Source organism: Neobacillus sp. plas4, assembly GCF_057221695.1.
Genome location: NZ_CM170152.1, coordinates 387,549 through 412,808, shown reverse-complemented (window position 1 = coordinate 412,808; position 25,260 = coordinate 387,549). Strand labels below are relative to the sequence as shown.

The 25,260-nt window shown below is 39.0% G+C and carries 20 protein-coding genes; 1 reads left to right on the top strand and 19 read right to left on the bottom strand.

Translation table 11 applies throughout. The features are described from left to right. Positions 1-246: 246 nt before the first annotated feature. Complete coding sequence (locus AC2TFD_RS02070) at positions 247-1,347, top strand: UDP-N-acetylmuramoyl-tripeptide--D-alanyl-D-alanine ligase (protein ID WP_335510659.1); 1,101 nt, start codon at positions 247-249, stop codon at positions 1,345-1,347. 39 nt (positions 1,348-1,386) lie between these two features. Here AC2TFD_RS02070 and AC2TFD_RS02065 read toward each other — a convergent pair whose 3' ends face one another. The 19 genes from AC2TFD_RS02065 to AC2TFD_RS01975 form a co-directional block, all read right to left on the bottom strand. Further along, complete coding sequence (locus AC2TFD_RS02065) at positions 1,387-2,712, bottom strand: MmgE/PrpD family protein (protein ID WP_335569691.1); 1,326 nt, start codon at positions 2,710-2,712, stop codon at positions 1,387-1,389. Next, positions 2,709-3,845: an amidohydrolase gene (locus AC2TFD_RS02060; RefSeq protein WP_420489018.1), complete on the bottom strand. Its 1,137-nt coding sequence runs from the start codon at positions 3,843-3,845 to the stop codon at positions 2,709-2,711. Before AC2TFD_RS02060 ends, AC2TFD_RS02065 begins: the two co-directional genes overlap by 4 nt. A gap of 5 nt (positions 3,846-3,850) precedes the next feature. Continuing rightward, positions 3,851-4,591 carry an amino acid ABC transporter ATP-binding protein gene (locus tag AC2TFD_RS02055; protein WP_335510664.1) on the bottom strand — a complete coding sequence of 247 codons (741 nt, stop codon included), beginning with the start codon at positions 4,589-4,591 and terminating at the stop codon, positions 3,851-3,853. A 12-nt stretch (positions 4,592-4,603) separates the two neighbouring features. Further along, a complete protein-coding gene (locus AC2TFD_RS02050) occupies positions 4,604-5,281 on the bottom strand; it encodes an amino acid ABC transporter permease (protein ID WP_420489019.1) in 678 nt (225 codons plus the stop codon). Between the two features lie 15 nt (positions 5,282-5,296). Next, positions 5,297-6,094 carry a transporter substrate-binding domain-containing protein gene (locus tag AC2TFD_RS02045; RefSeq protein ID WP_420489217.1) on the bottom strand — a complete coding sequence of 266 codons (798 nt, stop codon included), beginning with the start codon at positions 6,092-6,094 and terminating at the stop codon, positions 5,297-5,299. Continuing rightward, positions 6,091-6,615 carry a GNAT family N-acetyltransferase gene (locus tag AC2TFD_RS02040; RefSeq protein WP_420489216.1) on the bottom strand — a complete coding sequence of 175 codons (525 nt, stop codon included), beginning with the start codon at positions 6,613-6,615 and terminating at the stop codon, positions 6,091-6,093. The genes AC2TFD_RS02045 and AC2TFD_RS02040 overlap by 4 nt, the downstream gene beginning before the upstream one ends. Further along, a complete protein-coding gene (purB, locus tag AC2TFD_RS02035; protein ID WP_335569690.1) occupies positions 6,608-7,972 on the bottom strand; it encodes an adenylosuccinate lyase in 1,365 nt (454 codons plus the stop codon). The genes AC2TFD_RS02040 and purB overlap by 8 nt, the downstream gene beginning before the upstream one ends. A 215-nt stretch (positions 7,973-8,187) precedes the next feature. After that, positions 8,188-9,516, bottom strand: a complete 1,329-nt coding sequence (locus tag AC2TFD_RS02030) for an amidohydrolase (protein ID WP_335510671.1) — start codon at positions 9,514-9,516, stop codon at positions 8,188-8,190. Continuing rightward, positions 9,513-11,225 carry an adenine deaminase C-terminal domain-containing protein gene (locus AC2TFD_RS02025; protein ID WP_335510673.1) on the bottom strand — a complete coding sequence of 571 codons (1,713 nt, stop codon included), beginning with the start codon at positions 11,223-11,225 and terminating at the stop codon, positions 9,513-9,515. The genes AC2TFD_RS02030 and AC2TFD_RS02025 overlap by 4 nt, the downstream gene beginning before the upstream one ends. Positions 11,226-11,589: 364 nt before the next feature. Beyond that, positions 11,590-12,654 carry an ABC transporter substrate-binding protein gene (locus AC2TFD_RS02020; RefSeq protein ID WP_484674853.1) on the bottom strand — a complete coding sequence of 355 codons (1,065 nt, stop codon included), beginning with the start codon at positions 12,652-12,654 and terminating at the stop codon, positions 11,590-11,592. Between the two features lie 28 nt (positions 12,655-12,682). Next, a complete protein-coding gene (locus AC2TFD_RS02015) occupies positions 12,683-13,723 on the bottom strand; it encodes an ABC transporter ATP-binding protein (protein ID WP_484674852.1) in 1,041 nt (346 codons plus the stop codon). 42 nt (positions 13,724-13,765) lie between these two features. Continuing rightward, complete coding sequence (locus AC2TFD_RS02010) at positions 13,766-14,545, bottom strand: ABC transporter permease (RefSeq protein ID WP_335510008.1); 780 nt, start codon at positions 14,543-14,545, stop codon at positions 13,766-13,768. After that, positions 14,538-15,374 (bottom strand): ABC transporter permease, encoded by an 837-nt coding sequence (locus AC2TFD_RS02005; RefSeq protein ID WP_484674851.1) that lies wholly within the window; start codon positions 15,372-15,374, stop codon positions 14,538-14,540. Before AC2TFD_RS02005 ends, AC2TFD_RS02010 begins: the two co-directional genes overlap by 8 nt. 307 nt (positions 15,375-15,681) lie before the next feature. Then, positions 15,682-20,559, bottom strand: coding sequence for an Ig-like domain-containing protein (locus tag AC2TFD_RS02000; RefSeq protein WP_484674850.1), 4,878 nt, complete (start codon positions 20,557-20,559; stop codon positions 15,682-15,684). Positions 20,560-20,574: 15 nt separating this feature from the next. After that, positions 20,575-21,018, bottom strand: a complete 444-nt coding sequence (locus AC2TFD_RS01995; protein WP_335510014.1) for a hypothetical protein — start codon at positions 21,016-21,018, stop codon at positions 20,575-20,577. Between the two features lie 15 nt (positions 21,019-21,033). Next, positions 21,034-22,977 (bottom strand): protein kinase domain-containing protein, encoded by a 1,944-nt coding sequence (locus AC2TFD_RS01990; RefSeq protein WP_335569686.1) that lies wholly within the window; start codon positions 22,975-22,977, stop codon positions 21,034-21,036. Positions 22,978-22,995: 18 nt separating this feature from the next. Next, positions 22,996-23,763: a PP2C family protein-serine/threonine phosphatase gene (locus AC2TFD_RS01985; RefSeq protein ID WP_335510017.1), complete on the bottom strand. Its 768-nt coding sequence runs from the start codon at positions 23,761-23,763 to the stop codon at positions 22,996-22,998. A 208-nt stretch (positions 23,764-23,971) separates the two neighbouring features. After that, a complete protein-coding gene (locus AC2TFD_RS01980) occupies positions 23,972-24,814 on the bottom strand; it encodes a DUF6382 and FHA domain-containing protein (RefSeq protein WP_335510018.1) in 843 nt (280 codons plus the stop codon). A gap of 114 nt (positions 24,815-24,928) precedes the next feature. Then, positions 24,929-25,231: a pore-forming ESAT-6 family protein gene (locus AC2TFD_RS01975; protein WP_335510019.1), complete on the bottom strand. Its 303-nt coding sequence runs from the start codon at positions 25,229-25,231 to the stop codon at positions 24,929-24,931. Positions 25,232-25,260 lie beyond the last annotated feature (29 nt).

Sequence of the window (25,260 nt, the reverse complement as noted above, 5' to 3'; positions counted from 1 at the left end):
GCCACGCTACATCCTCCTTATGAGTTACCGACTTAAGACACATTATATCTTTATATTCTATTTTCTTCTGTTAAATTCCTGTAAAAAGTTCGCGCAATCTTCGATAATTCCAATATTTAGCAGGTCAATAATACCAAATAAATAAGAAGAACCTTTTCAAAGGTTGACCTACACTCCCTTATCTTCCTTCGCATAACCTAGTATGGCAGAATAATAAAACGTTACGTTGAAAGGAATGAATAATCAATGTTCCTTAACAATCAGCGGCCAACCATAGCCGTGACGGGAAGTGCCGGAAAAACAACAACAAAATCCATGATAGCCTCAGTATTAAGACAAAAATGGAATATTTATGAATCTAGAGATTATAATAATGCTTTCATTAATACGGAGAAGAGCGCTAAGAGATTGCGTGATTTTCATCAAGCGGTAGTGGTTGAATTCGGAATCGTCTACTATGGGCATATCGTGAAGCATTGCGGCTTTATTCGCCCTAATATCGGCGTCATCACCAATATTGGCACTGCACATATAGGAAACTTTGGCGGTGACATAAAAAATTTAGCAAAAGCCAAATCGGAACTTATTCAAAATATGGATCAAACAGGAATTATGCTGATTAATGCAGATGACGAAAATTCAAAGCATTTACTTATCGATTCCTTTGAAGGAAGTGTCATAAAAGTTGGGATAAACAAACGGGCACATTATCGGGCAATAGATGTGAAATATGTAGAGGGCGGCATGAGTTTTCGGGTTAAGGTTAAAGGCAGGTATGCTCCTTTTTTCATTCCAATTTACGGTGTACACAATATATATAACGCCTTGTTTGCTATTGCCATAGCTGATTTGCTTGGTTTTACTTCAGAACAAATCGATAAAGGCCTGCGCGAGTACAACAAATCGAAAATGCGTTTAGTCACCCATAAATTGAAGGGCAATATTACCTTAATCGATGACTCCTTCAGCGCCAATGTCCATGCCATGAAAGCTGCTATTGATGTTTTGGACAATGTAGGAGGGGAAAGAAAGAAAATTGCCATTCTAGGAGGTATGAAAGGTTTAGGTGTCATATCGAAGGACGCCCATTGGGAAATTGGAACGTATGCAGCGGAGAAAAAGATTGATTTTATTTACACCTTTGGGGATGATGCAGATTTGATTGCAAACGCAGCAATTGCCAAAGGGCTTGACCCTGGTAGTGTAATTTATTTTTCTAATAAGCTAGATTTATTTAAAGCCCTAGACCATTTAGCGGAAGGAACCACGATTTTAGTGAAAGGAGCTCGTAAAATGAAAATGGAAGATGTGGTGAATTATTTATTAGCAAGAAACGGAGAAGGTTAAATAAGGAGAGAGGGGAAAAGGAGAAAGTCATATATATAATCACTTTCCCCATGATTCCCCCTCTGCTGAAAAGAGGTTGATGAGGTAATCAGCCTGGTTACCCAATAAATTTTTTGCTTTATTTACTAGATCCTCCATCTCCAGCGGCTTTCCCGGTGACCCGATTGGAGTGTCTACTCTAGAAATACACTTTTGCCCATTCTTCAGGAAAATTTCAGCTATACAATACCTGCCCTTTGGATAACTGTTTTCACTTTTTGGAATGTTTTCATCGTATTTCCGTTTTATTTTGCCCATCATATCCTGGACTTCAACAGAAATGCTGTTCACTGTAAAGTTTTCGATGGATAAATCCTGCTCCAGCAATAACAGTGCCGTACAATATTCAGCACTAAAGCGCCCTTGTTCTCCATTTTCCGGGTTTGTATATACCAAGGCTGCGTCTCCCTTAGGCGGAAAATATAAATTCAGGGCGGCAACTTCACCTGCTGTAAAACGATATCTCTTTTTAATATCTTGCACGGCATCTATCGGATGCGCATTAGCAGAGCAGCACGGATATAATTTAAACCATAATCCAGGGGTGTCAATCGCCCATGGCTCTCCCCATGTTTCAAAAACCTGCCATGGATCCTTCTCATTCTCGTTGTACATAGACAACAATCCATTCTTTGAAAGAATGGTATTTTCACTTCCCGTGACATGATTTTTAACAAAATGGAGAATTTGCCATGCACTCTGGGCAGCCAAACCAGCATGTAAAGGTTTAATCAATGTTCCAAAATGACTTCTAGAGCCGCTAATTTTAGATACACATAGATTAAGGGCTTGTGTCATTTGATCGATAGAGAACCCTAAATAGTGTACTCCAGCTGCTACGGCCCCATAAACTCCAGCTGTTGCAGTTGTATGAAAACCCTTTTCATAATGTTCTGTACCCAATAGCTTAGCAAAACGAGTCATGATTTCAATCCCTATTAAATAAGCCACATAGAAAGACTTTATGTCTTTCTTTTCTTCTCTTAACGAGAATAATAAGCTTAAGATAACAGCAGAGGGATGCCCTCGTATTTCGGAATGAACATCATCGAGATCTAAGGCATGTGCTGAATAGCCATTAATCAGGCACGCATCGAAAGGATGGACCTTCCTTTCCGTACCAATCACAGCTGCCTCAGCACAATCTGTATAAATCGCTGTATTTACTACATCGTGGAAGTTTGGATCGTATTTCACACTCGCATAACAAGAGATAAAATAGTCAAAAACGCCCTTTTTCAAGTTTCTTTTTGTCTTTAATCCCAGCTGGTCATAATTCGGTGCGTTTTGTAAGAGCCCTGCAATTGCTCTAGTAAAGTCACTCATTTTTTTAATGCATTCACTGCTAAATGAGCGAAAAACTCGGACGCGACTTTAATCGCATTTTCATTCAAATCATACTGAGGATGGTGCCATTCCTCCGGTCCATCCACCCCCATCCAAACAAAAAAGCCTGGAATATAGGTCTGGTAAAATGCAAAGTCTTCTCCGCCCGCACTCGGAACTGCCTCCGCAACTTCATAGCCGCTTTCAAAAACAGTGGCACGAATAAGTTCATCAAATTGCGGATCATTATTTACAACTGGTAAGTAATCTTCCCAAATAAACTCGACTGAACCACCATTTCCTTCTGCTATCGATTCAGCCAATTTCTTCATTAAGCCCGGTATCGCTTCACGCGCCTTCGGCTGAAACGTACGGACTGTTCCTTCAAGCGTTACGACATCCGGAATTACATTCCATGTATTCCCGCCATGAATACTCGTAATACTAACGACAGCATTATCAAACAAATCCAATCTTCTAGAAACAATCGATTGCACCGCGGTTACATATTGGCTGGCAATGATGATGGGATCAATCGAATTATGTGGTATTCCTGCATGACCGCCGACACCAATAAATTTGATTTCAAACTTATCAACACTAGCCATCAGCCCCCCAGATTTCACCCCGATGGTTCCAACGGGCAAATCTGGTTTATTATGCATACCGAATATAGCAGAGACGCCTTCTAATGCACCCTTTTCAACAAATTTCTTTGCACCTTGGGCAACTTCTTCTGCTGCTTGAAAAATAAATCGAACGGTTCCGTGTAACCTTTCTTTCTGGCTGTTTAAAAGAATCGCTGCCCCTAAGATGGAAGTTGTATGGAAATCGTGACCGCATGCGTGCATTTTTCCCTCCATTTTAGATTTAAAAGGAACGTCTGTTTGTTCTTTTATTGGCAAAGCATCAATATCTGCGCGTATCGCAATCGTTGGCCCTGCAAATGCGCCTTTAACTTCAGCGACAATACCTGTTTCTAAATCCAAGGGCAGGATGGAAATATGGTTCTCTTCTAACCATTTTTTAATATGCTCGGTCGTATTGAATTCTTCAAAAGCCAATTCTGGATTCTCATGTAAATATCTTCGTTTTTCAATTAAATCACTTAATAGTTCATGAGACATATTCATGATTATTATTCAACTCTTTCCAATGTTTTTAAGAACTGTTTTGTCCTTTGATTTTTCGGGTTATGGAAAATTTCTTTTGGTTCGTTTTCTTCGACAATATTCCCATCTGCCATAAAAATCACTCGATTGGCCACTTCTTCAGCAAATTTCATCTCGTGTGTAACGATAATCATGGTTGTATTTTGCTCGGCAATATTTTTTATGACTTGAAGCACCTCTGAGACCCACTCTGGGTCAAGTGCAGATGTTGGTTCGTCAAATAAGATCGCATGCGGGTTCACAGCAAGCGCGCGTGCAATTCCGACACGCTGCTGTTGTCCGCCTGATAAGGTAGCAGGATATTGATGAAACTTATTCTCAAGTCCAACCTTAATTAAAAGTTCTTTTCCGATTTTCTCTGCTTCCTGTTTATCCATTTTCTTTGCAACAATCAATGACTCCGTAACATTTTGCAAAGCAGTTCTATTTTTAAAAAGATTATAGTTTTGGAAAACCATTGCTGTTTCCTGTCTAAGCTGATGGATTTCCTTCCTGCTCATTTTCGTTACGTCCACTTTTGTACCGCCAATTTCAATGATGCCTTCGTCCGGCTTTTCTAATAGATTTAGGCAGCGCAGCAACGTCGATTTCCCCGATCCAGATGGTCCGATAATCGCCAATACATCGCCTCGATTAACATGTAAATCAACGCCATCTAAAACAACATTGTCTCCGAACCTCTTTTTCAGATTTGTAACAGTGATCATGGTAAAACTCCTTTACGATATATACGGTTTTTCCATTCGCTTTTCAACCGCCTGTTGGATCAACGTAAATACGATAATCAAGATCCAATAGAGTAAGGCCAATGCTAAATACGTTTCAAAGAATTTAAGGGACGAAGCTGCTAAAATTTTTCCTTGTGCAAATAATTCAACGACTCCTAATGTGAATGCTAAGGAAGTTTCTTTAATTAAACCGATAAAAACATTGCTTGTAGCAGGAATCGCATTGCGTGTTGCTTGCGGAATAACAATTCTGCGAAAGGCTTGCGCCCTGGTCATCCCAACAGATAGACATGCCTCGACTTGTCCTTTATCGACTGAATTCAGTGCTGCACGGAAGATTTCTGCCAAAAATGCAGACTGTTTTAAACTAAGCCCCAAAATTGCCGCCGTAATGGCAGTCATCGCCGTGAAGGCTGGAAAAATCTGTGGTAAACCGTAATAGATTAAAAATAACTGTACCAATGTTGGGATGGCCCGGAAAAATGATATATATATCGTCGCTAACTGTTTTAATACAGGAATATTCGATCTAACAATTAAGGCTAAAATTAACCCGCCAATTATGGAAAAGATCATTGATATTACTGCAAGAAATAAGGTCAGAGGTATGAATGTCAAAAGCTCTGGAGTAATTTCGACTAAATACCCGAGGTCAAGATTCAATTCCATTTTTTACCTCCAGAATTATTTCTTTACGGTGATGTCTTCGTTAGCAAAATATTTCTTAGATAATTCTGTTAAAGTTCCATCTTCACGTAATTTTTTAATTTCAGCATTAAATTCTTCACTTAATTTTTCGCCTTGCTCCGTTTTCACGAATGGAAGAGCAATATCTTCATATACAAATGGATCACCAACAAATTTCAATGGCAGATCACCTTTTTCAATTTCTGCAATTAACGAAGATTTAGAGTTAACATATCCGTCAACACGTTTGTTGATTGCATCATTCATTGCTCCATCACGTGTTTCATATGTTTTAGGGATAATTTCAGGATCAAAATTTTGTAAGTTCTTAACATTGTTAGAACCAAGTACACCTGAAACCGTTTTGCCTTTTAAATCTTCTAAACTGTCATAAGCATTGTCTTTATGTGTAACAATCGTAGCACCTGCATAGGCATATGTTTCTGAGAAATTGTATTTATCTTTTCTTTCTGGTGTTACGGCAACAAAGTTTGCAACCGTATCAATTTTGCCCGTTTCTAATTGACCCATTAAGCCTGCAAAGTCGGATTTAACCCATTCCACTTCATAGCCCAAATTTGCTGCAACGGTTTCTAATACTTCCACGTCAAAACCAACTAATTTACCATCTTCTTCATATCCATTTGGATAGCTTTGTGCCGTTGAACCTGCACGAATGACCTTTTTCTCTTCTTTTTCTCCGCCTTTTTCTGATGATTCATTTGCTCCGCCGCCACAAGCTGCTAAAAATAATAAAAGTGCCATACTAATGATTAATGCAAATTTTTTCTTCATGATGTTCCCTGCCTTTTTTTATATGATTTTGCTAAAAGTAATTTTTCTAAATAAATGGTTTGATGACCCTTTCCTAAATCAGCCTCGCCAACCTCTTTGTATCCTCTTTTTAGATACATTTCAGCAAGCCAAGGATGTTCCTTAGCTGTTCCAAGCGATACGGACGGACAATGAAGCTGGTCCCGCAAAAAATCATACTCAATAAAATCTAAGATTTTTGTTGCATACCCTTTTCGTTTATACTCGGGAGCCACCGCTACCCACCAAATATGCGGAATTTCATATGGACCATGATGACTGCTCCATGGCATTCGAATCGAAGCCGTGGCAACCATCTCGTCCCCATCCTTCATATAAAAACAAATGTTTTCATTGATATTTTTTTTCACTAATTCTTCATCAGCAGTTGCGGCAGCAAAATGGATTCCTAGGTCACGGATAGAAGCATAGCCTCGTAAGGATAAATCCAACAGTGCTGGGATATCCTCATCCTTCGCTTGATGAAAGGTCAAATTACTCACTTAAATTCCCTCCGCCTTTGATGGATGCAATGACCTCATCTACCTTTTGGCTGGCAAGCCCCGTGTACTGGCTTGGGTCCAAAAGTTGATTAATTTGTTCCTCAGATAAAACAGCACTTACCTTTTCATTTTGAATAAGCAGTGTTTTAAATGAAACTTTTTGTTCAGCTGACTCCATCGCGATTTCATAAACGAGGTGATGGGCTGTTTGCTTTCCTACCTTTTCAGATAGTGCGAACATCACGCGTTCTGAAAGAATGAGTCCGCCCTGAAGTTCTAGGTTTCTCATCATATTTTCAGGCTTCACCACAAGTCCCTGTAAAACAGTAATCATGCTTTTTAGCTGTGAAGATAAATACAAACAAATTTCAGGTAAAGCAACCCATTCACTTCGCCAACTCATCGCATCTCTTTCATGTTCCATCACTAATGATTCATGCAACAAAGCGACACTATGCAGGATTGGTTTGGTTAAACTTGCAATCCCCTCAAAGATAGCAGGGTTTCGTTTATGCGGCATCGTTGTCGAACCAACATTCCCTGGTGCAAATGGTTCTTCCACTTCATCGATCTCTGTGCGCATTAAATTATAGAATTCATTCCCCAATTTACCGAGCGAGCCGCTGATTAATCCAAGCACAGAACCATATTCTGAAATGCGGTCCCGTGAAGAATGCCAGCTGATCGTTGGAGCATTCAGTTCTAGAATTTCCAAAGCTCTTGCTTCAACTTTTGGACCAACACTCCCTAATGCCGCATACGTTCCAACGCCGCCTGCTAGGACTCCCGTTAATACACGGTTTTCAGCAGCCTTTAATCTTTCCAAATGGCGTTCAAACTCACTTAATACAACAGCCAGTTTAAAGCCAAATGTTGTTGGCAATCCTTGCATTCCATGCGTTCTCCCTGGCATTGGAGTATCCTTATATTTTGAAGCAAGCCCAATTAAAAGCTCAGCAACTTTCTTCGTATCTCGTCTGATAATTTCATTTGCTTCTTTTAGCTGCAGAATGGTGCCGGTATCGGTAATATCCTGTGTGGTTACTCCATAATGGACATATTCACCATATTCCCCTGAAAGGGATTGTAAATGGTTTACTGTTGCCATTAAGGAATGTTTTAACTTTGCAGCCTCAGTCGCAATTGCCTCAATATCAAAGTTTTCTATTTTAGCAGCACTTTTAATCACTTTTCCAGCCTTTTCTGGAATAACTCCAAGTTCACTTTCAGCTAATGCTAATGCTGCTTCAACATCAAGAATTTTTTGCAATCGATTTTCATCATTCCATATCGAACGCATTTCTGGTGTACTAAAATTGTTCTGCAACATTCTTAAATCCAACACATGAGACCCCATTTGTTGCCACCCCTTCGAAGAAGATATAATCATTGGGATTCTCTCCCAATAATATTAATTCCTATAGATTTACTGTGAATAATGAGTATTCTACCATATTTAATCTTCCTATTAAACTAAATAGTGTTAAAAAATAAATAATTCTGTATACCTATTCCTTACAATTAAAAAGGCCACCCCTTGTAATCAGGATGCAGCCTTTATGTAAAAAAATGTTATTCCATCATTGCTTTTAACGCCTTTGTTTTAAATTGGCATTGCTCCATGGCTTCAGCAAGCTCTGAACGTAGTTGCACTTCATCAAAACCCACTAACTTTTTCCCTGCAACCACTAGCTTTCCAGCGATAAATACGTCCCTAACATTACCAGCATTTGCTGAGTACACGATAGCAGAATAAGGATCAAAAATAGGAAACATATTGATTGAATCCGTTTCAAGCAGAATGAAATCAGCTTGTTTCCCTGCCTCAATAGAGCCAATTTGCTTCTCCATACCTAAAACCTTTGCTCCTCCGATAGTGGCTAACTTTACAATTTCTGCAGCTGGAAAGGCACTGCGGTCCTGTAAATAGGTTTTATGAAAATTGGCAAACAATCGCATTTGACTAAATATATCCAAGGTATTGCCGCTGCTTGGTCCATCTGTGCCCAGCCCAACCGCTATACCAGCAGATAATAAATCCCGAACACGGGCTACACCTTTAGCAGACTTTGTATTCGCCCCGATACAATGGGCTACTTTTACATCATACTTCTTCAATAACTCAATATCGTGGTCGGATAAATGAATACAGTGTGCTGCGACAAGTCTTGGACTCAATACACCAATCTCCGCTAAAAATTCAATCGGAGTTTGATTGTGTTCCTCTCGAAATTTATCCATTTCGAAGTCCATTTCACTGACATGCGTCATCCATGGCACATTGTACCTTTGTGACAGAGCATCTGCTTGTTGAAGAACTTCAATTGTATTTGAGTATGGGGCATGCGGTGCAACGGATGCTTGAATTCTTCTATTCCCTTGCCATTTTGGGATAAAACGGTGAGCATACTGTAAGCCTCCCATTGGCTCGGGTACATCAACTGTGACTGAATCGATAACGGTTTCAGCTAATATACCGCGGCTCTGCATTTCTTCTGCCGCTTCTGCTAATTGTTGTTCGAAATAATACATATCGAAGAATGTCGTCACACCCGCAAGCTGCATTTCAGCAATGGCATATTTCGCGCTCGTATACGCCAGCCTTTCATTCATACATTCATTTTCTAACGGAAATAAGAAGCGGCGTAAACGGTCGGGATAGTCATCTCCTAATGAACGAAACGGAATCATGCCAATATGTGTATGTGTGTTCACCATACCAGGCAGTAAAATAGCTCCTTTGGCATCGATGCATTGGTCATAAATGACGTCATTTGGCAATGAGTCCATCGCACCAGCTTCTAAAATTTCCTCCTCATCTGTTAGTAAATATCCGTTTGGGAACTGCTCCATTTGCTTATTCATGGTTAAAATCCAAGCATTTTTAATCAAAATTTTCAAATTTGTTCACCTTCAACGAGCGGAATCATCATTTGAGAACGCACATTCATCATTCCTTTGTCTGTAATCTTGATAATAGGTGAAACCGGCAAGGATAAAGTCGAGAACGACATAATTTCATTGCTGTTGCGGTACCCTAACCTATTCATTGCTTTTCGCACTTCTTTCAATTGCGCACCTAGTTCTTGTATCGGTGCATCACTGATAATACCGCCAACTGGCAATGGGCATACACCTTGCAACTTCCCGTCTTGTACCACGACATAACCGCCTTGCATGTCCAATAATTGTTTTTGCGCAGCTATGATATCCTTCGAGCTCGTTCCCATTACCATCAAATTATGATGATCATGCGCCCAAGTTGTGGCGACAGCTCCTTTTTCAGATAAAGCTTTATCAACAAATCCGTAAGCAATGCTGCCTGTTTTCCCATATCGCTCCATAACAACAATTAAAGCCAAACCACTATTTTCCCAATCTAAAAATCCATCTATAACCTTAACCTCACGTTGGACATGCTCTGTAAATGTACCCACTTCTGAAATTTGAATCACATTAACGACAGCCTTTTCAGCTGCCTTCACTCTGAATCGTAAATCCCCTGATGTTAATGCCCTGCAATGTAAAGATCTATAAAAATGTTTTGGAAATTCAGGCTTGACAGCTGGATATTGGATGTCAATCCCCCGTTTATGTACTAATTTCCCATCTTTATATACAGACCCAATTTCAAAGCTTGCCACATCATTCAACAATAAAAAATCCGCTTTAAATCCAGGGACAATCGCACCCCGGTCCTGAAATCCCATTCTTCTTGCAGGCGTAAAAGTAGTACAATAGATGGCCTGTTCTGGTGGCATCCCACAGAAAATCGCTAGGCGTACGTTTGCATCCAAATGTCCCTCTAACAAGTCGTCGGCCATCACATCATCGGTAATAAAAGCCATATAATCATAAAAGTGATTCTCAACGACAACGCGTATGTTCTCAGGAGTAATGGATTTCTTTTGAAATTCTAAAAACATACCATTGGTGATTTTCTCATAAATTGACTCCGGCGATTGATGTGTATGGTCAGCTGTTATGCCTGCATATAAAAACTTGGATAATTCCAATCCTGAAACACGCGGAACATGACCTTCTAGAGGCATAAATGGCCTTTCCGATTGAACAGCGCGTAATATCTGTCTAATCAAAGAGTCTGGTTCATTGACAATGCCGTTAAAGTTCATCGCCTCTCCTAGCGCAATCACTTTTGGATGCTTCAAAAGCTGCCTTACTTCCTCTACACCGATATAGCCGCCGGTTGTTTCTAGTTCTGGGGTTGTCGAAGGAACAGAGGAAGGGATGGCATAGAAAATATCCATCATAGATGGCTGGGAGAAGAACGCTTCCAATCCCTCCATCCCAAACACATTCGCAATTTCGTGGGCATCAGCGACAACTGTTGTGACTCCATGGGTCAACACCGCTTCTGAAAAAATAGATGGAGATGTCATTGAACTTTCTATATGCATGTGAATATCCATTAAACCAGGTATCATATACTGATTTTCCGCATTAACCACTTGTACAGCCTGATAATCTTTCATTTCATCCGCACTTAGATAATAAAATTTATCTTTAACAATAAGCACATTTTTCTTTTCAAACTTTTTGGTAAAAGTATTAAAAACCTGTGCATTTATAATCGCCAAATCGACTTTCATTTGAGTTTCCCCCTTCTCAATATATTAATTAAAGGCTGTTTTCGTAACTTTGTTGTTTTGGTAATTTCAGCTCAAAATATGGATTAGGAACTAAACTAATTCCCGCTTGCATGATATTTCAAGTTTAAAGGTAACCAGAGGGATCTTTTGATTCCCTCTAGCATGTTTTTCCAGCTTCACGGGTAACCAAAAGGTTCTCTTGATTCCCTCTACCATGTTTTTTCGGCTTCAACGGTAACCAGAGCGACCATCTTATTCCAATAAACCTTAAAGTTATCTACTTAAAACAACAAAAACTTTTAGAGAGTGCCTAATTATAAGAAAAAGGCCAAGAATAATCTTAGCCCTTTTTCAATGCCCTAACTTATTTGTTCAAAATTCGATTCCACTGATTAATCCAAGACTCAAGGTTTTTATTTACGAATAATGAATCCACTTTATTTGTACGTTCTGCCACATCACCATACGTTTTATTTTTGGCTGTTTCCTCGTCAAGGACTACATTTTTATTGGTTGGTGCTTCATTTAGAGACACTGCCGTTTTTTCTTGAACTTCCTGACTTAGTCTCCAATCGATATACTTATATGCTAAGTCTTTATTTTTTGAGTTTTTGTTGACGTTAATTGTATTAAAGTTTGCATATGTTCCAGACTCAGGGACAACATAGGCCACATCTGGATTAGATTCTGTAATAATCGGAACAGCAAAGTCGCCGACAACAGCTGCTGCAATTTCTCCCGATTGGAACATGTTGGCTAAATCCGAAGATTTGCTATACGTTTTTACAACGTTCGGAGCTAGGTCTGTGATTGCTTCAAATGCTGCTTTTCCATTATCACTTGTAATGTCTGCCTTCTTATGGCCGCTTGCTACATATAGCATAGCTGGACCAAATGTGGTAGTAATGTCAGGAATCGAGATTTTCCCTTTTAAAGAAGAGTCCCATAAATCATCCCATTCCTTAATCTCTTTACCGGCTGACTTTTTATTATAAACAATCCCGATACTGTTCAACGTGTAAGCTGGGCCAGAACCATCCGCAGCTAAATCTTTTGCACTATCGATTAAGTTGTCCATGTTAGGAACATTCTTGCTGTCGATTTTTTCAAATAAGCCAGCTGAAACACCATCAGCCGCATTTGATTGGGACAATTCAATTACATCAACCGTTGAGTTGGGATTGCTTTTCAATTTTGTTAAACGCTCAGAGCTTGTACCTGTTTCTAACACAATGTCGACATTGTATTTTTCTTCAAATGGTTTGAAAACATCTTCTTGCATTTTATCTTCTTCCAAGCCAAATGTTGAAATGACCAATGTCTGAGGTTCCTTATTTGCAGATTTGTCATCTCCGCCGCCACCACCGCATGCAGCAAGGATACTAGCTGTTACGAAAGTTAAACTTACTAATCCTAATTTCTTCTTCATTTGTGTAATCCCCTTTTCTTAGATATCTTTAAACGATGATTAGCTTGTGAACTGGAATAGTTAATGATACTGCGTCACCGACTTGATAAACCACATCATCAGCTCTATTTGCGATTAAGGTACCAATGGAAGTTTCAACTTCATATTGATAAGACTTACCTAGGAAGGTACGAACTTTTATAATCCCTGACACCGAATTTTCAGTAAGATTGGCTGCCTTTGCTGTTATTTCGATATCATCTGGACGAATGGTTCCAGTTCCTTTTCCTGGTTCCCATTCACGATTACTTGTGAAAACTGTTCCATCAATAGCTTTATATTTCCAATCTTCTGTCGGTGTTAAATCAAAGAAGTTCTCAAACCCGATAAAACGAGCAACGAATTCCGTTTTTGGATTATTATAAATTTCTTCGGGTGTATCAAACTGTTCGATTACACCTTTATTCATAACAGCCACCTTGTCTGAAATCGAGAAACATTCCTCTTGATCATGTGTTACAAATACTGATGTAATCCCTAATTGGCTTTGAATTCGTTTAATTTCAATACGCATCGATAAACGCAATTTCGCATCCAGGTTACTTAAAGGTTCATCTAATAATAATAATTTCGGCTCGATCACTAAAGCGCGAGCTAAAGCCACTCGTTGTCTTTGTCCGCCTGAAAGCTGTTTGGGATAGCGGTCACTGAGCGCTTCTAAACCTGTAATCTCAAGAATATTTTTTACCTTTTTATCAATGCTATTCTTTTTTTCCTTGCGTAATTTTAATCCGAAAGCGACATTTTCCTTAATCGTAAGGTGAGGAAACAAAGCATAGCTTTGAAACACCATCCCAAATTCGCGTTTATGAACGGGAACCTTTGTTAAGTTTTGATTATCAACAAGAAACTCACCATCATTCGGCTCGATCAAGCCAGCAATGACCCGTAAAGTGGTTGTTTTCCCACAGCCAGATGGCCCTAATAAGGAAACCAATTCTCCCTTTTCAATCGATAAATTTAAATCTTTTAAGATATTGTTTTTGTTATCATAACTCACTCGAATATCTTTTAATTCAACATAGGACATAATGCTGTGTTACCCCCTTCGCTGTTAACCTCTTAGATGTTCCTATGAAATACTTGCTAATCCTAGTGTCTTCTCAATCACATACATTAGTACAATCGTACCAAGCATTAAAACAACGGATAATGCAGAAACAGATGGATCGTAGTTGTATTCGATATAATTCATTAAGCTAGTTGGCAGCATGGTTACACCTGGGCCGGATAAAAACTGCGAAACAGGTATATTATTGAAGGAATTAATGAATGCCAACATGAAAGAAGCAAAAATTCCTGAAGTAATGTTCGGTAATACTACTTTGATAAACGTTTGTAACTTTGTACAGCCTAACGTCCACGAAACCTCTTCAATTGAAAAATCTAACTGCTCAATGGTTGAACCAACCACTCGAATGACGTATGGTACAGAAATCAAGAAATGACCTAATAACAATCCTTGAATGATAGGAAATTGAAACTGAATTACAATAAATTGATACATAGAATATCCGACTACTAAACCCGGTACAATCGTTGGGGAAAGGAAAAAGCTCTTAATCCAATTTCGTCCAAACACCCTGTGACGTGCCAAAGAATAAGCAGCTGGAACTCCAATAACTAGCGCCAAGAGCGTTGCAATAAATGCTACTTGTAAACTTAGAAAAAAGCTGTCCATAAAGGATTCATTGTTAAATACCTTACTGTACCAGTCAAGAGTAAAACCTTGAATAGGAAATTGAATGGTTGAATTTGTTCCAAATGATGTCACGATGATAATGAACAATGGAACCAAAAGAAATGCAAAAACAAGGCCTGCAAAGATTTTTAAACTGATATTTTTACGCATTTGCCTCACCTCTTTTATCCATGCGACTTGCAATCCAGCTGAATAATTTCATCACAATTAAAGTGGCCACAATCATAATCAAGGCAATGACACTTGCACCTTGCCAGTTCCCTAATGCCGTTGCATTTTGATATAAGAAGGTAGCTAACATAATGTTTCGGTTTCCGCCTAATAATTGCGGGGTTGTATAGGCTGTCATACTTCCTGTGAAAACTAAAATACTGCCAACAATAATCCCCGGTATACTTAATGGCAATATCACCTTCACAAAAGCAATCAAGCGATTGGCGCCTAAAGTTTCTGCCGCCTCCATTATTTCAGAATCTATGTTCTCTAATATTCCCACTAACGTAATGACCATTAATGGTAAGAAGAGATATACAGAGCCAATGATGACGGCGAATTCTGTATAAAGTAAAGTAAGTGGTTTAGAAAGTAAACCAATATTCATTAAAGCATTGTTTAGTATTCCGTCTTGTCCCAATATCGTAATCCAAGCAAAACTCCGCACAACTGAATTTGTTAACAATGGGAACAATGTGATCGACATCAATAAGCCGCGCCATTTTTTTGGACTTTGGGAAATGTAGTAGGCTGTTGGAACTCCCAGCACTACACAAATCAGCGTGGCAATTAGTGAAACCTTAATCGTCCGCCAAAAGATACCAAAATTATACTCATCCAAGAAGAAGGAAGTATAATTTGACAAGGTGAAACCTCCATTAAAGAACGTCGGAAAAATCGTGGAAATCAGAGGTAACACCAAGAATAAAATCAAGAGAATCATTCCTGGAGCTAAGATGAGATAAGGGATTCTTCGCTGTGTCATTTCTGGCCTCACTTTCCAATTCAAAAAAGTAATATTTTTATGATTCCGGTTTAATCTATCTCTTACACTTTTAAGATTATAAAGAATAAAATGCTAGTTGGCAACCACAAATACGAATAATAATATCATATTTTATATTATTGTTCGCGAATTAACAGGTATTGCCACAAAAGAAACATAGTGACCATGAACAAGAAACACGTTTTTACGAAGGTTGGAAGATAGGCATAAAAAGTTCATTTTCCTAGAAACATAATAAAAAAAGGCTGTAAATGATATTCTTATCATTCACAGCCTTCCACTGACTTTATTCTTCAACTTCCACTATTTTCTTTCGTCTAACCAAAACAGTAATTCCGATGCCCATTATTCCGAATAGCCCAATTAACGAGCCTGCAAATAATGGTTTATTTTCATAAAACTTCACTAAAGCTGTCTTCTCGGCAATTTCAAACGGAATGACTGTAGTCATTTCATTTCCTGCTTCATCAAACGCCGTAACTTCAACTTGATATGAATTGATTTCTGAGAAGGTTGCCGTAAAGACGGAGACTCCATTCTCATCTGCAGTTTCATCAAAATTATACAGCTTGCCATTAACCATAATGGATTTGATCGTATCGCTTGGATTATCAAGGGTAATTGCTGCTTTAACAGAATCGTAGTATATCTCATTGCGCTTAATTCCATCGTAGATTACCTTTGGAGCCGTTTTATCAATCATAAACTCGACACTTAATTGCTGAATATTACCTGCTTTATCCTTAACTTCGAAGAACAACACATGTTTCCCCTCAGAAGTAATCGGATCGCCAAGATTATATTCTTTGCCGTCCAAGGTTAGAGCAATGATGTCATATTCGCTAAAATCCTCAATCAATAATTCAGGTATTAAATCTTTGTTAAAATACTCATTGGAAACAGGTTCTTTAAACTTGATGACCGGTGACGTTTTATCAATCGTAAAGACAATGGTTCTCGTACTGACATTGTTCGCTAAATCTGTCACGATCGCTTTGAAAACATAGTCTCTTTCCAACTCAAGTTTCGTCCCGTTTTTGTAAGGAGCACCGTTCAACGTTACAGATGTTCTGCTTGGATCTAAATGAATATCAGAATAGGTAACATTGGGTGACAAGTTCTCATTGAAGAATCCATCAAGTATGCCCGTAATCGCCAAAATTGGCTTTGTCGTATCCAAGGTAAACTTAATTTCCAATGTTGTTTCATTTCCTGCTTTATCCCGAGCCAAAACGTTAAAGTGATAAAGCATTTCCTTTGATGCAGTCGGAGCCGTTCTGCCGGCATCGGCACCGTTTAATGTTATAGAGACGATCGAATCATCTTTCTGATCTAGAGCAAATTCGGGTGTAAATATTTCGTTTATAAATTCACCGTCTTTAATAACCCTGCTTTGCCCTTTAAATTTAGGGGTGATGACTGGCTTCGTCTTATCAATCGTAAAACTCACTTGATGCGAAAAGCTATTTCCGGCTTTATCGGTTGCTTCTACCAGGACATGATAGTTTCCCTCTTCACTAAAATTGTGACTAAGCGTTGCGGTGTTGCCGCTGACTCCGAAGCTGCCGGTTTGATAACGGGCACCATCTCTTGTTACCGTTATTTTGTTCATGTCTAAGTTTACGTCACGAATGGTGACATTCACCCGCTTATCCTCATTATAATAAGCGTCTTGATTCACACCCGTAATTTCAATGGCAGGTTTTGTTTTATCAATCGTGAATGTACGGTTTACAGTCACAGGGCCATTGCCAGCCTTATCGGTTGACTTAACAAAGATGGAGTACAACCCATCTTCAGCAAAATTATGGCCAATGACAGAAAGCTGTTTTTGATTCGTGATAAATGCACCCAAATCATATGGCTTATTATCTTTTGTTACTGCCAGTTCAACTGTATTTGTTGAAAAATTCTTCTCATTAACAGATATTGTTACGTTTTTGTTCGCTGGGTTAAAGGAGTGATCTTCCACACCCTCGACGTTTACAACAGGCTTTGTTGAATCAACAATAAAACTTATCGGTCCATGGATGGTTTTTCGCTTTGCTTTATCACTGGATTCCAAAGTCACTGTATAGTTTCCTTCTTCTTTAAACGTATAGCTTAGTGCCCCTTCTGTAGGATAGCTTAATGCAATATCACCAATGCTATAAGGCTCCCCATCTTTTAACACGTTCAAGTTTGTATTAGAAATGTCGATGTTGGTATCTTTTACCCAAAATGATGCTGTTGTACTTTGGTAATTCCTATCACTCTCAATACCATCACTTGCTACTATCGGATTGATCGTATCGATGGTAAAGGTTACGGATTTTTCATCTGCAATGTTTCCGGCAGCGTCTTCCGCGATCACTGTGATGAAATACTCATAGTCATCCGTAAAATGGTAGGTAAGACTGGATATTTCAGCAAAGTTTCTCCACTCACCAATCCATATCGATTTACTTTCATTCGTAACTGTATTTTTTTCTATTACCTCGTATTGGACCTTGTTGTTTGCAAAATTATGTTCATTCACTACGATTGAAACTTTTTTGCTCTCAGCGTCGTATGAATGGTTTTTCACCACTTCGTTGGTTGTCACTTCGATAATATCAATCACAGGTTTAATCGTATCGACCGTGAACGATAACTTCATATCAGAGGCTTTGTTTCCAGCCTTGTCCTCTGCTGTTACTGTAATCTGATAATCTCCGTCTTCCGTAAAATTTAAAGCAAGTTCAGATTGTTCACCTGAATTCACAAACGTTTCTTCTTTTATACTTTCATCTTTCTGAACTGTAACGGTCACGTTGTTTGTTTCATGGTAGGTTTCGTTAACCCCGATGACAACCTCACCGTTTTTTACAAAATCACCTTCGTTCATCCCAGTGAACTCAATCTTTGGTGCAGTTCTATCGATGGTAAACTCTACTGTTTTCGAGCTCACTTTTCCAAATCTGTCTTCTGCGGTAACTTTAAGCTGATAAACACCTTCATCTGCAAAAGTCAGCTTCATTTCTCCTTTATACAGCCACTTGAAGTAATCATAGATGTCCCAGTCATTTGGCTTAATTTCAGTGACCTGATCACCATTTGTTCTTGTCATTTCAAGGGTTGTTTTCTTTTTATCAAACGTGAAGTCGTTGACGATGACCGTTACATCCACAGCTTCACTGTTGTAATGTTTCTGATGTTCAACCCCTTTAAAATGAATATCTGGGTTACCGGTATCAATCGTAATGGTTTTCGTTAGAACACTTTCATTGCCAGCTTTATCCTTAGAATCTACTGTAATTTCATAGACTCCATCTTCCTTCAATAAATGCTGTGCTGCAACGGTATTACCGTCTCGAACAAAAGGAGCGAACTCATACACTTCTCCATTTTTCTTTACACTAACGTTGTAAAACTCATGGTGCTTATCGGTTAGTGTTAGTTTTACTGTTTTCTCGCCATCTACTACTATTTCATCTTCTGCCAACACTGTACCATCCAGGGTAACAACTGCCATCGGATTGGTATTATCAATGGTAAAAGAAATGGATTTTGCTGGTGCAGCTTGTCCTAGTTTATCGGTTGAAGTGAGGGTAATCGTATATTTTCCCTCTGCCGTAAAGGTATGGTTTGCCACAGCCTTTGTGCCTGATACACCATTCAACTGAATACTTTCTGAATATGTCGCACCATCTTTCTCGACTATTAACGTTGTTTGCGTTAAATCAAGGGTTAAATCTTCAACCGATACCGTTACTTCTTTTCTACCTTTATCCGAGTTGTAAAATTCCCCTGCACTTACTCCAGTGATTTCCAATGTCGGCGCAGACTTATCAATAATAAACTTCAAATTTTTAACGGATGTATTCCCCGCTTTATCAGTGGCGCTTAATTCAAGTACATAGACACCTTCATTGGTGAAAGAATGTTTTTTATAGGCCTCTTCACCCTTATAGGTGATCACTTGGTTGCCAGTCGTTACCTTTAGTTCCGTATTACTTTGCTCAATATTCGTATCGGTCACGACAATCCCAGCTTCTTTGGATTCACTGTATTTGCCTTGATCGGTAACACCATTTATCTCCAGGGCCGGCGCTGTTTGATCAATCGTAAAACTGGTGACCCCTAAGTGATGTCCAGGATCAATATTTTGTCGGTCCTTTACGGTAACACTTACCTTATACTCCGCATCCTCTGTTAGGGTGAGGACTGCTGTTTTCCCTTTTCTTTCGAAACTTTTTACTTCCGTCGTCGTTATGCCATTTATCGTTTTCTCAATGGCTGCACTTGCTTCATAAATCAGAATGTCACTTTCAACTTTCAGTTCAACCTGTTTATAAAAACCACTATCGTTTTTATCTGTAATCGTTAATCTTGGGCCTTGTTTCACAATACCAAAGGTTACTTTTACCGGATCACTTTTATTTCCTGCTTTATCAGCGGCAACAATACTTACTTCATAAAACCCAGTATTATCAAAGGTTAGGAATGTTTCATTCTCATTCCAGAGAGGTGCTTGTGCTGGTTCATAGGGGATCCCATCTTTTAAAATTGAAATCGTATCCTTTCCAGGAGTAAAACTGCTTTCAGTTACTTTAATATTCATCGAGACTGGCTTGTTCGTAAAATCTCCGTCTCTAAATTTGCCTTTTTCGAACCAAGGAGTAACATTCACGATAGGTTTAACGGCATCTCGATTTATCGTAAAGGTGTTGATTGAAGCAGGGATATTCCATGAATTTTCTTCAGCAAATTCCACGTTTACATGTAAGCTTCCCTCGGGATGATCTGGTTGTAATGGGATGGTAATCAAATATTCACCAAAAAAACCTGACTCAGAATCCTTTATTTCCTCAATTTGGGCATTTTTGATTTCACTGCCCTGGTAATCAGCTTTAACAGTAAACGGTGCTTCTGCCGCTGTAACCATTTCACCTTGACTGTTATTTGCAAAGTCCTCCTTTAAATCTACCTTAAAGGTAATACTATCTTTATTCGTCACCCAGTCTGGCTGACCCATCGTTCCCATTTCCCACTTTTCTTCATTAAATACGATAAATCGCTTTGCTCCATCCAGCGAAAAAGCATTTGTGCTAAATACAAACACTGAAATGAGCAAAAGGCTAAGTGATAATATCCAGATGACCTTCCTTTTACTTTTGTACTTTCTAGCTATACTTTCTGCCATTCTACTAAACTCCCTTTAGATGATCGTGGTGGAATGAACAACGATCACATCTACCTCTTTTTTAAAATAATTTTCTTCCTCTAGTAATATTGAGGTTTCCTCCATATCGGCGCACAATGAGGTTGTTTCGTCCAAATCCACAGTTAACAAGGTGGTTTCTTCCATATATCCATCACCAAGTAAGGCCGTTTCTTCGATCTCACTGTTCATAAGCTCCGTCTCTTGACTAGCTGCCGCCTCGTTGGCATACTGCTTTTTTAACATGATTTCTTTTGTCAGCTTCTTTTCCTTTAATTCATCCTGGGCTTTTCGCTTTTTATGTAATCTTTTTCGAAGGCTTATACCCGTTAAGTCCTCGACCACTTGCGCAATGCCTATTTTGACGTAGAGAATGATGGAGATGATCAGGGTAATCACCGCCCCGGCCATTCCCCCATAAAGCATAATTTGGTACTCCATTTCTCCTTCCCCTTTCTAGTTAATACTAAGGTTATCAAACCTCCTTTTAAGCTTTTTAAAAGCTTCATCCTCTCCTGCTCCATCCAAGGTATTTGCTTGTTCATAAACCAGCTTCGCGGCTTGATAATTTCGACTGCCCTCAGCTTTACCTTGTTCAACATCTAGCAATAAATTTCCAAGTTTCACATAGGCATCGATACTTTTTGGGTAGTCCTTTATCGCCTTTTGGAATTGCTCCACAGCGCGGGCTGACTCACCCATTTCTTGATAAATCACACCGATTTTGACTAAAATTTCTTCTTCATTACCCGCATTTAAATCCGAAAGGTTCTGATAATGCTGTATTGCCTGCTCGAAATCTTTTTGAGCCGTCACTTTGTCTTTTGAATTAACACCTCTGCTATAGAAGGCTTGCGCTAATTTTTGTTCAAAATCCAATTCATATTTGACTAATAAGTTCTCATTTTCGATTAACCGGAGAACATCGTAGGCTTTTTCAACAATTTCAATGGCTTTTGTATTGGCGTCGGCAATTTGCCCTTTATACGAAATGTAAATATTCGCTAAAGAATTATAGTTATCGATTTTTTTTCGTTCATTTGGCAGCTGATCATTAAATTTTTCAAACTCTCGCAGATTTTCGGAGAACTTTTTATAGTCAATATTCATTGAAATCATCGTTGTCGCTAATGCTTCATAATACTGTACGTCTGGAATTTCTTCGGGATCAACTTGATGAAAATGCTTTAGGGCTTCCGAGTAGTTGCGTTTGATATCAAAATATGTCATCCCCATCTTAAAGCGGACCTCATTATTCTCATGGATATTTCCGTACTCATCCTCGATATAGGCTTCGACCTTTGCTAATCCCGTATCACTTTCATTACGGTTGTTATATAGATCTAGTAAATGGATGTAGGCCTCCGCTCGGCTTTTGTCGATTGTTGTGATTGCTTTTTCTAACATTTCAATTGCCTTCTTATCGTCGCCATCCATTAAATAAACCGAACTATCGTTGACAAAGCTCATATAATCCTGGAACTGCGTATTTTTCACGCCTTTATAGCCAAACACGGATGTTGTCGTAAAGGCGAGACACAAGACAACCGGAACCAGAAAGATCGAAAGTTTCTTACGCAGCTTATTTTTATATCCTGCTGTCAGCTTGTTAATATTTTCAAGGTCATACGATAGTTCACTGCAGCTTTGATAGCGGTTCGCAGGTTCCGATTGGGTCGCTTTGATAATAATGTGTTCAAGTCCTTCAGGAAGGGACGGATCCCAATGGCGGATTGGTTTAAGCTCAAATGGCGGTTCATTTAGACTCTTACCCGTGACAAGGTGATACAAGGTGACACCTAAGCTATAAATATCCGTGCGCGCATCTGTCTGCTTACCGGACATCTGCTCCGGCGCCGCATAGGATTTCGTTCCTAAATTCGTCGTATCGGTAGTACTCTCAGTCTTGAATTCCCTTGCAATCCCAAAGTCAATTAACTTAATTTTCCCTTCAGGGGTAAGCATAATATTATCTGGTTTCATATCCCGATAAATAATCGGGTACGGTTTCCTTGTATGTAAGTACTCTAATACCCCGCTCAGCTGTCTCGCCCAGTCGATTACCTGATTCGCCGAAATGGTCTTATCTCGTTTCAGCTTTTCTTTTAAGGATTCTCCTTCTATATAGTCCATCACCACATAGATATCGCCTTCTGATTCGATAATATCGTAGATTTTTGGCAGCGCTCCATGGTCGAGAACTTTGAGCATATTAGCTTCGACAATCAAGCTGTTGATCAAAAGTTCGTTATTACTAGACGCGCGTTTGCGAATATCCTTTACGACTAATGATTTGTTCAGTCTGTTATCCATCGCCAAATAGACGATACTCATTCCGCCGCGGCCAATTTCCTTCAGTATTTCATATCTTTCATCGATTACCGTCCCAATTTGTATCAAGTAAAACGCCCCCGCTGGTTACAAAACTTTTGCTGCTACAACCGAAATATTATCGACTTCTTTCCTCGCTTTTACTAACTCAACTAACTGTACAACTTTATCCTTTAATTGCTGATCGTTTTCAATGGTTTCTGGCTTGAGATTCAGCGCTAACTCTTCTTCCGTGATCTGATGGTAAAATCCATCCGAGCATAACATAAACACTGTGTTAGCTTGGACATCACCCGTGGAAAAATCCATTTCAATTTCCTTTGTTGCCCCGACACATTGCAGCAGCACATTTCGGCGCGGATCCATTTTTGCCTGCTCTTCTGTTATATTTCCACGTGCTACTTCCCTCGCTACCAATGTTTGATCCTTTGTAAGTTGGTTTGCAGAGTTCGAAATGTTGTATGCCCGGCTATCCCCGATATGAGCAAGATAATATTTATTGTGCACGATCAAAAGTGCAGTAAGGGTTGTCCCTAATTTCACGTTTGAAGTCTCTCCATAGTTGAGGATTTTCTCATTCAATTTGTTAATGCACTTTTCTAGTTCTGAATAAATTTCTTCCTCAATGTGCTCTGACTGCGAGAGTCTTGGCATTTCTGCCTCGAACCACTCTGCCATTCCTCTTATTACCGTGGCACTTGCCAGCTCACCGTGCGACAAGCCGCCCATCCCATCACAGACAATGAATAGGCCGACTGGACCTTTCGGAGTTTTGGCTGTCTTTAGTAACAAGGCATCTTGATTGGTCTTCTTTTTGATACCAACATCCGTATGGTGCGCCGTTAAAAATGCCATCAGCTAACCTCTCCTTTTTTAAGGCTCTTTTCTTAAAACTTTGTTGCTTTATGGAACAGAGTTTAATTATTATGCTAAGTTTACGCATCAATAGAATAATTCCAATAAGAAAAGAGCCTGCAAACTAAATTCTAAAACGCAAAATAACTATTTCCACGTTAAAATCGGCTTTAAGATTTTAACAACAATCTTTACGCGAACAGCCTTTTTAAAATAACTTGAAAACAAACTCCTGATTTGCCAGCTTTATTTGATCTTCGTGTTTAATTTTTATCTTTTCATTTGGTGACAGTTTGACTCCGTTAACATAGCTGCCGTTTCTGGAATGTTTGTCCATTAGAAAATATTCACCATCTGCCGTGATCAATTCTGCATGTATCCGCCCAACTACTTTATTCTTTGAAGCATAATCGGCTTGTTCAGGATCTCTTCCCAATTTAAAAACTTCTTTCGTTACGACAATTTTTGTACCGGCTTCTACATCTATAAGGAATGGTTTTTCCATACTTCTATTGTCTACCCCTAATGCTGTGGTACCTTCTTCATACTCGTCGTGTTCAGTAAATGCCCCTAAAACCGTCGTCCCTTCATCATCAGTAGCTGCCAATGCACGTGTGATGAATCCTGGACTATAAAAATTAGATTTCGGTTTTCTTGCATCTTTTCTCTGTTTGCGGCCGGTGGAAAACTCGATCAGTTTTTCTTGAAACTCCTGCAGCTGGAATGCCGGTGTACTCGCTAGATAATTATGAAGCTTGATAAAAAACTGTAGGTCGTCATTTTCATCATAGGTAGTAGAGGCAATCAATTCTTTTAAAAATTCACTCATTGATACCTTTTCAAAGACATTATCTTTTATGGGAAGATGCATAAATACTAATCTATTTGAAAAGTGATCAAGAAAAATATGTTTCTTGTCCAGCAGAATATTTTCGATATCTACACCCGTTTTCTTTAGTTCAGCTAAACTGTCGATGATGTTGACCAAATGTGTCATCAATTGTTTTTTCGTAAGCGTCCCTGAAAAAAGCTTCTCCAAATCTGTTTTCATCCTAATCGTCTCCATCTTTAGGGTTTCAACACTACCCGTTATTATTTGCTCCTGCATGGTGTTGTTCCTAACTCTCCTCTAAAAAGAGAGTTAGGAAAAATACAACCTGCATGCTTATTTAAATGCACTCGCGTTGTTGTTGATCGCTGATTCTGTAGAGTTATAAGAATTAACAGTCTGGTCTAAAAACTTTGCATAACTGTCAACAATTTCACGGAAGTTGTCAAACTTTGGTGTAAGACCATTGAATTTATTTCTAATCGTATTGGAGGCATCACTGTTCCAGGAATTTCCTAAAGCATTCATTTCTCTCTTCATTTCATCCAATCTTCCTGTTAATTGTTGGTTTAAATTACGGATTTGATTGGCTGTACTGCTAACCTCATTCAGAGATATTTTGATTCCTTCTACTGCCATGGTTACCACCTCACATTCAAATTATGAAT